This window comes from Microbulbifer sp. JSM ZJ756 (genome assembly GCF_044383805.1).
Classification (GTDB): domain Bacteria; phylum Pseudomonadota; class Gammaproteobacteria; order Pseudomonadales; family Cellvibrionaceae; genus Microbulbifer; species Microbulbifer zhoushanensis.
The window spans coordinates 271781-279562 of record NZ_JBISER010000007.1 but is presented as its reverse complement, the minus strand read 5'-3'; the positions used below and the strand labels follow the sequence as shown (position 1 = coordinate 279562).

Annotated in this window: 10 protein-coding genes; 8 read left to right on the top strand and 2 right to left on the bottom strand. The window is 58.5% G+C overall.

Annotated elements, in window-relative coordinates:
* The 4 genes from ACH6CX_RS13245 to ACH6CX_RS13230 form a co-directional block, all read left to right on the top strand.
* The coding region (locus tag ACH6CX_RS13245) for a transposase (protein ID WP_396675534.1) at positions 1–208 on the top strand (208 nt) is incomplete at its 5' end.
* A 181-nt stretch (positions 209–389) separates the two neighbouring features.
* A complete protein-coding gene (locus ACH6CX_RS13240; RefSeq protein ID WP_396675533.1) occupies positions 390–791 on the top strand; it encodes a lysozyme inhibitor LprI family protein in 402 nt (133 codons plus the stop codon).
* Between the two features lie 108 nt (positions 792–899).
* Positions 900–1391 (top strand): hypothetical protein, encoded by a 492-nt coding sequence (locus tag ACH6CX_RS13235; protein ID WP_233006652.1) that lies wholly within the window; start codon positions 900–902, stop codon positions 1389–1391.
* A 114-nt stretch (positions 1392–1505) separates the two neighbouring features.
* Complete coding sequence (locus tag ACH6CX_RS13230) at positions 1506–2069, top strand: hypothetical protein (RefSeq protein WP_233006653.1); 564 nt, start codon at positions 1506–1508, stop codon at positions 2067–2069.
* Between the two features lie 137 nt (positions 2070–2206).
* Here ACH6CX_RS13230 and fba read toward each other — a convergent pair whose 3' ends face one another.
* Positions 2207–3271, bottom strand: a complete 1065-nt coding sequence (gene fba / locus ACH6CX_RS13225) for a class II fructose-bisphosphate aldolase (protein ID WP_233006654.1) — start codon at positions 3269–3271, stop codon at positions 2207–2209.
* 113 nt (positions 3272–3384) lie between these two features.
* A complete protein-coding gene (locus ACH6CX_RS13220) occupies positions 3385–4548 on the bottom strand; it encodes a phosphoglycerate kinase (RefSeq protein WP_233006655.1) in 1164 nt (387 codons plus the stop codon).
* Between the two features lie 205 nt (positions 4549–4753).
* On the opposite strand from ACH6CX_RS13220, the gene ACH6CX_RS13215 reads away from it, so the two are divergent.
* From ACH6CX_RS13215 to ACH6CX_RS13200, 4 genes are all read left to right on the top strand, one after another.
* Complete coding sequence (locus ACH6CX_RS13215) at positions 4754–5524, top strand: S9 family peptidase (RefSeq protein WP_233006656.1); 771 nt, start codon at positions 4754–4756, stop codon at positions 5522–5524.
* Entirely contained in the window at positions 5524–5721 is a 198-nt protein-coding gene (locus ACH6CX_RS13210) for a CPXCG motif-containing cysteine-rich protein (protein WP_233006657.1), read from the top strand. The genes ACH6CX_RS13215 and ACH6CX_RS13210 overlap by 1 nt, the downstream gene beginning before the upstream one ends.
* Before the next feature lie 120 nt (positions 5722–5841).
* Positions 5842–7212, top strand: coding sequence for a penicillin binding protein PBP4B (gene pbp4b, locus ACH6CX_RS13205; protein WP_255701173.1), 1371 nt, complete (start codon positions 5842–5844; stop codon positions 7210–7212).
* 110 nt (positions 7213–7322) lie between these two features.
* Positions 7323–7721: a globin gene (locus ACH6CX_RS13200; RefSeq protein ID WP_233006658.1), complete on the top strand. Its 399-nt coding sequence runs from the start codon at positions 7323–7325 to the stop codon at positions 7719–7721.
* Positions 7722–7782 lie beyond the last annotated feature (61 nt).

Sequence of the window (7782 nt, the reverse complement as noted above, 5' to 3'; positions counted from 1 at the left end):
GATGAAAAAGCGCGTCGACAGTATCGCGGGAAAGACGATCTATAGTCACCGGATGTCGGTGGTAGAGCCGGTGTTCGGTAATATTGGTACCAATAAACGGCTAGGCCGTTTCTCTTTACGTGGTCGTAAGAAGGTCCAGGGGCAATGGCGTATGTTCTGCCTGGTGCATAACATTGAGAAGTTGATGAGATACGGGGCGATCCACTGATTCACAGGGATATCCACACTCGTCTGCGCAAAAGAGGCCCTTAATACGTGCAATGAGTGATTATATAAAACGGATGTGTTTAAATCGTGATCATTAAACTTATAAGAAAGAGAGCCGATGGGATATCAGGTTGTCATCCTGTTTTTCTACAGGCTCGTTAGGCTATGTGAAGGGAAATACTATGAACGCAATGACTCGCATCATGCTATTAATTTTTGCATGTGCTTCTTCATACGCTATTTCCGAGGATTCCGCGGATTCTTGTACAGCAGAGAACGGCGGCGCTATGGCAGCAGGGCTCTGTATTGAAGGCATGTTAAAAAAGGCAGATGAAGAACTCAACATGGCCTATAAAGCGGCCATTGAAAGGATTCGAGAAGAGGATAAATATTTAAAGCGTAATCTTGAGGAAGAGTTTAGAATATCTCAAAGAGCTTGGTTGAAATATCGAGATGCACATTGCAGCTTTGAGGGAGAGAGTACCGGCGCAGCAGGAGGCTGGTCAGGCATCCATATCTCAGAATGCATTCTCGATATGACAAAACAACGAACTGAATACTTCAACCAAGTCTTCTGGGGTTAGCCAGACAAGCGCCTCTTGCCGCCCTTTCGGGGCTCGGACGGTATTTCCGCTGCTTCGCAGCTCCAAGTCCGCCACAAAACCGGATGTTATTTGGGAAATCACTGAATCATGAAGTATAAGTTTCTTTTGTTGATAGCAGTACTTATAAGCTTTGACGCCAATGCTCAACATAGCTTGGCTCGTGAAATTCATAGAGTAGATTCAGAAAATGGTATTTTAAGTGGAAACTATTCTCTTGAAGAACGTGAAAAAATATTTAATGCCAATAATACTGAAGAAATCAAAGAAATTTTGAAAAGCCATGGGGACTTAGAGTTTTTCTCGATTGCGGAGGCTGGAGAAATATATTTTGTAAGAAATAGCACCTTTTGGAGTGGCGCAACTGGATCTTCTTATACTGCATTTTTGTTCAATGGCAATAATTCAAAGCTCATTATTCCACCAAGTGAATCTCTTGGGGATATCATACTATCTGCTCGGTTAGAAAATAAAGACATTGTAATCATGACCAGGTCTTACAACTCTGCCTTACATCAGGATGAGCTCTGGAGGTGGGTTATTAATGGAAAGAAAATCACATCCGAAAAAGTAAACGGATAAGAAATTCATAACAAGCGCATGCTGGTCGCCCGTTGCGCGGCCCAGGATATTCGCCCAGCTGCGCTTCACTACGGCCACCAATGTGGTCGTTAGAGCGAGCACCGAAAATAAACCATGGTCTGGAATCTCTTTAGGAAAAAACAGAAAAACGATCAAAATAGGGATCTGGTAAAGCTATCTAGAGTATTGGCCTATTCTGATCCGCAATTACACTCTTTTATTGAAAGATTCATACAGTTTAGGCGTGAATTTCACGCCATGCATGGCGGGTTAAAACAATTCCGGGGTATTGATGTATCTGGCCTTACTGATACTGAGTGTGAGTATCCTGAAGAGGATGTATTTCAAGGATTCCTTGAATACTATCAGGATTCTGGAAATCTATTAATCGCAGATTGGAGTTCAAGCATTTCTGATCTAGAACCTGAAATTAATGCGCTATTTTGTAAGCATTCAATTCCCAAGGTGTCTGATTTTTCTGCTTTTCATATTGAAGAAAAAGATCACCCGAATAGGATATTTGAAAAATTAGCGCCGCATGTGTCTAACTCAGGTAAAAAGCTGATCGGCCTGCAAATTCATGAAGATTCGCATAACTGTGCTATCGTGCTAGAAAACCAATTCTCAGAAATCAAGAACGTGGAATTTGAGGATGGGGTATGCATTTTTGCGTGGTAGCTCTAGCAGGCGACCGCAATCCCCCCCAATAAAATCAAAAAAGCCCGCACATTAGCGCGGGCTTTTCCTTTCGCAGCAAGCGAATTCACAGCATCAAAAGAACTGCCACGGGGCCGCTGGTGCCGCCCCGCAGGTGTTTATTTGATCTTCGGCTCCAGCTCGCCGGCCTCGTAGCGCTGGTACATGGTCTCCAGGCTCACCGGGCGGATCTTGCTGGCGTTGCCGGCGGTACCAAAGGCCTCGTAGCGGGCCTTGCAGATGTCCTTCATGGCCTGGGTGCTGGCCTTGAGGAATTTGCGCGGGTCGAACTCGGACGGGTTCTCGGCCAGGAAACGGCGCACTGCACCGGTGGAGGCCAGGCGCAGGTCGGTGTCGATATTCACCTTGCGCACGCCGTGCTTGATGCCCTCGCAGATCTGCTCCACGGGCACGCCGTAGGTTTCCGGGATCTCGCCGCCGAACTCATTGATTACCTTGAGCCACTCCTGCGGTACAGAGGAGGAACCGTGCATCACCAGGTGCGTGTCCGGGATACGCGCGTGGATTTCCTTGATGCGGTCGATGGCCAGGATGTCGCCGGTGGGCGGGCGGGTGAACTTGTAGGCACCGTGGCTGGTACCGCAGGCGATGGCCAGGGCATCCACCTGGGTCTTCTTGACGAAGTCGGCGGCCTCTTCCGGGTCGGTCAGCAGCTGGTCGTGGGACAGCTTGCCCTCGGCACCGATGCCGTCTTCCTCACCGGCCATGCCGGTTTCCAGGGAGCCCAGGCAGCCCAGTTCACCCTCGACGGATACGCCGCAGGCGTGCGCCATTTCCACCGCGCGGCGGGTGACGTCGACGTTGTACTCGTAGGAAGCCGGGGTCTTGCCGTCTTCCTGCAGCGAGCCGTCCATCATCACCGAGCTGAAGCCCAGCTGGATGGAGCGCTGGCATACGGCCGGGCTGGTGCCGTGGTCCTGGTGCATCACCACCGGGATTTCCGGGAATTCCTCGATCGCCGCCAGGATCAGGTGGCGCAGGAAGGGCGCACCAGCGTATTTGCGGGCGCCGGCAGAGGCCTGCACGATCACCGGGGAGTCGGTTTCTTTCGCCGCCTCCATGATCGCGCGCATCTGCTCGAGGTTATTGACGTTATACGCCGGCACGCCGTAACCATGCTCGGCGGCGTGGTCCAGCATTTGGCGCAAGCTAATCAGTGCCATGGAAAGTACCTTTGGTTTTGTTTTGACATCTCTGTAAATGGTTCCCCGATCTGCGCCGGGGTAACACTCGGAAACTCACCGGGTCGAGCTGTTCGACCCGGTTTCCAAACAAATTATTCAGCGGCGCGCTCTTCCAGGATCGCCACTGCCGGCAGGGTCTTGCCTTCCACATACTCGAGGAAGGCGCCACCGCCGGTGGAAATATAGGAGACCTTGTCGGCAATGCCGTACTTGTCTACCGCCGCCAGGGTGTCGCCGCCGCCGGCGATGGAGAAGGCATCGCTCTCGGCAATCGCCTTCGACAGGCGCTCGGTGCCGCCGCCGAACTGGTCGAACTCGAACACCCCCACCGGGCCGTTCCAGATGATGGTTTTGGCATCCTGCAGGATCTCTGCCAGCCTGGCGGAGGAGTCCGGGCCGATATCGAAGATCATGTCGTCGGCGGCGACTTCATCCGCGGACTTGGTCTCGGCGGCTGCGGACTCGCTGAACTCCTTGCCGGTCACCACATCCGTGGGCAGGGGGATCTCGCATTTCTCCATCAGCGCGCTGGCGGTATCCACCAGGTCGTGCTCGCACAGGGACTTGCCCACCGGCTTGCCGCTGGCGGCGAGGAAGGTGTTGGCGATACCACCACCCACGATCAGCTGGTCGACCTTGTCAGACAGGGTCTCCAGCACGCTGAGCTTGGTGGAAACCTTGGAGCCGCCCACGATCGCCACCATCGGGCGGGCCGGCTTGGCGAGGGCCTTCTCCAACGCATCCAGCTCCGCGGCCAGCAGGGGGCCGGCGCAGGCCACCGGCGCAAAGCGGGCCACCCCGTGGGTGGAGGCCTGGGCGCGGTGGGCGGTGCCGAAGGCGTCCATCACGAAGATGTCGCACAGGCCCGCATAGGCTTTGGCCAGCTCCGGGTCGTCCTTCTTCTCGCCCTCGTTGAAGCGCACATTCTCCAGCAGGGCCACGTCGCCCGCGCCCAGCTCGACCCCGTCGCGCCAGTCCCCGATGACTGGCACCTCACGGCCCAGCAGCTTGCCCAGGTGGGCGGCCACCGGGGCCAGGGAGAACTCATCGGCATACTCGCCTTCGGTGGGACGGCCCAGGTGGGACATCAGCAGTACTTTCGCGCCGGCGTCGACAGCGGCCTTGATGGTGGGCAGGGCCGCGCGGATGCGCGCGTCCGAGGTCACCTCGCCCCCCTTGATCGGTACGTTCAGGTCCTCGCGAATCAGCACACGCTTGCCCGCCAGGTCCAGATCCGACATCAGTTTGACCGCCATCGCCAATCCCCTCTGCTGTTTTGTGAAATGTTGCGGTGAGATAGAAAAGTGGGCGCGGATTATATCAACAGCCGGGCTCCGGTGCCGACCGCTGCGCGCCTGATAACGCTGTCAAAATCGCCCGTTTCGCCCTGAGATTGCCCCCGGCCGGGCCCAGTTCATACTATGGACACAGTAATGACCAGCCAGGCGACGGAGATCCAGTATGGCAAAGCGGCAGAAAGTCACCTTCCCGGGCGGCAACGGCAACCCCCTGGCCGGCATCATGGAGCTGCCCGAGGAGGGCCACCCGCGGGCCTGGGCCCTGTTCGCGCACTGCTTCACCTGCGGCAAGGACGTGCTGGCGGCCTCGCGCATTGCCCGGCGGCTGGCGGACCTGGGCTGCGCCGTGCTGCGCTTCGATTTCACCGGACTGGGGGACAGCGGGGGCAACTTCGCCGATACCAACTTCAGCTCCAATATCCGCGACCTGCTCAGTGCTGCCGAGTTCCTGCACCGGGAGCATCACCCGGTAGACCTGCTGATCGGCCACAGCCTGGGTGGCGCGGCGGTATTGGCGGCCGCCGGTGATATCGAGGAGGCCCGGGCCGTGGTCACCATCGCCGCCCCGGCGGAGCCGGACCATGTGATCAAGCAGTTTGCCTGTGCCCTGGACGTGATCGAGACCAGGGGCCAGGCGGAGGTGGACCTGGCCGGGCGGCCATTCACCATCAAGAAACAGTTCCTCGACGACCTGGAAAACCACGAACCGGACTATATCCACGAGCTGGGGCGCCCCCTGCTGATCTACCATTCCCCCCGCGACAGCACCGTGCCCATCGACGAAGCGGCGGATATCTACAACCGGGCCATGCACCCCAAGAGCTTTATCAGCCTGGATGACGCCGACCACCTGCTGACCCGCAAGGAAGACGCCGACTACGTGGCGGAGACCCTGGCCGCCTGGGTGTCACGCTACCTGCCGGAGGGACGCTGATGGAAGCGCTGCAGGAATATGACGCCAGCTGCCCTTATTGTGGCGAACCCATCACCCTGCTGCTGGACCTGTCTGCCGGCTCGCAGTCCTATATCGAGGACTGCCAGGTCTGCTGCCGACCGATCTCGATCTCTGTAGCAGTAGACCCGGGCGGCGACTTCTCTGTTGCACTGCAGGACGAGGACAGCGCGGGCTGAGCGGCTGCCCATCTTGACGCCCTCGCAGCGGCGACTCAGTATTACCAGAATTCCAAGCCACAAGAATAATTTATCCCGGGCGCCCCTGAGCGACCCGGTACCAATAGCCGAGGCCTGCCCATGCTTCTATCCCCCCAGCGAGCCCGCCTCGTCACGGCCGCCTTTATTACCGCCGGGCTGGCCGTACTGCTGGCATTACCCGTCACGGCATCAACGGCCGCCTGTGACTACCCGACCCTGGAGCGGGCCGCGACACCGGAAGAGGCCGGCTTCTCCACCGCCGGGCTGGCCGCGGTGGACCGCCTGATCGAGGCCGATATTGCCGCGGGCTTTCCCGGCGCCGCGCTGGTGGTGATCCGGGACGGCCGCGTCGTAAAGCAGTCCCATTATGGCTACCGCAGGAAGTTCGAAGGGCACAGGCCCCTGGACAAGTTCGAGAAAGTCCGGGCCGATACCATGTTCGACCTGGCCTCAAACACCAAGATGTATGCCACCAATTTCGCCCTGCAGCGGCTGGTGAGCGAGGGCCGGCTGGACCTGGAAGCCCCGGTGCGCCGCTATGTCCCCGAATTCGCCGACCGCGAGGGGGACCCGGTGACCGGCAAGGCCGGGCTGCGCGTAGCGGACCTGCTGCACCATACGGCAGGCTTTGCGCCCGACCCGCAGTTCCACAACCCTGCGGTATCCGGGGAACTGTTCTCCCAGGAGCGGGACAAGACGCTCGGCTTTATCCCCCTGGCACCACTGCGCTACAAACCGGGCTCCCGGACCGTCTACAGCGATACCGACTATATGCTGCTGGGCCTGGTAATCGAGCGCATCACCGGGCAACCCCTGGATACTTACGTGGAGGACACTTTCTACCGGCCACTGGGGCTCAAGCGCACGCGCTTTGCGCCGCTGGAGAAGGGGTTCGTGCCCGACGACTTCGCGGCGACCGAGCTGCTGGGGAATACCCGCGACGGGGTGATCGACTTTCCCAATATCCGCACCCATACCCTGCAGGGGGAGGTGCACGACGAGAAAGCCTTTTATTCCATGGCCGGGGTATCCGGCCACGCGGGGCTCTTCTCCACCGCTGCGGACCTGGCCGTGCTGCTGCAGGTGATGCTGAACGGCGGCGGCTATGGCGATACCTGCCTGTTTGACGAAGCCGTGATCGCCAGCTTTACCGCGCCGTCGCCACTCGACCCAGGTTACGGCCTGGGATGGCGCCGCAACGGGACAGACGGCATGACGTGGATGTTCGGCAACGGTGCCAGTGGCCAGGCCTACGGCCATACCGGGTGGACCGGCACCCTCACCGTGATCGACCCGCAGTACAACCTGGGCATTGTGCTGCTGACCAACAAGAAGCACTCGCGCCTGCCGGATCCGGAAAACAACTCCAACCGTTTTGCCGGCGACGGCTTCACCACCGGGAAATACGGTGGTGTGGTCGAGGCCATCTACGACGCACTCCTGCCTCTGGAGGCCGCAGCCAGGCATTGACGCAAGCATCCCGTCGCGACGTATCGCGCTTCCCGAAATTTACCGTTGGGTATAGAATCGCGCCGCCCGGCATGAGGCGGGCGACTTTTAATGACCCGGGGGATTTACGGATGGACACACCCGACAGCGATATCGTTTTCCAGAGCTATGGGCGCTGCTGCAACAACCCGCAGTTCTTTGTCGATTTTTATGATCGGTTTATGGGCAGTTCCGACGATATCCGGGCGATGTTCCGTGACACCGACATGCCCCAGCAGCGCCACCTGCTGCGCAACGGCATCATGCAGCTGATCCTCGTGGCCCGGGGCATGCCCGACACCAAGCTGCGTGCGCTCGGCGACAGCCACTCCCGTTCCGGCTACAACATTCGCCCCGAGCTCTACTCGGTCTGGCTGGATGCACTGCTGGCCACTGTGGCCCGCCACGACCCGGAACATACCCCGGCTATCGACGGTGCCTGGCGCCGCGCGATCCAGCCCGGCATCGACCTGATCCGCAACGCCTACTGATCACCAGCCCCTCGCCTGCGCCTGTTTGCCACGCCCGGCCGCACTTTGTATAAAGGTGGTC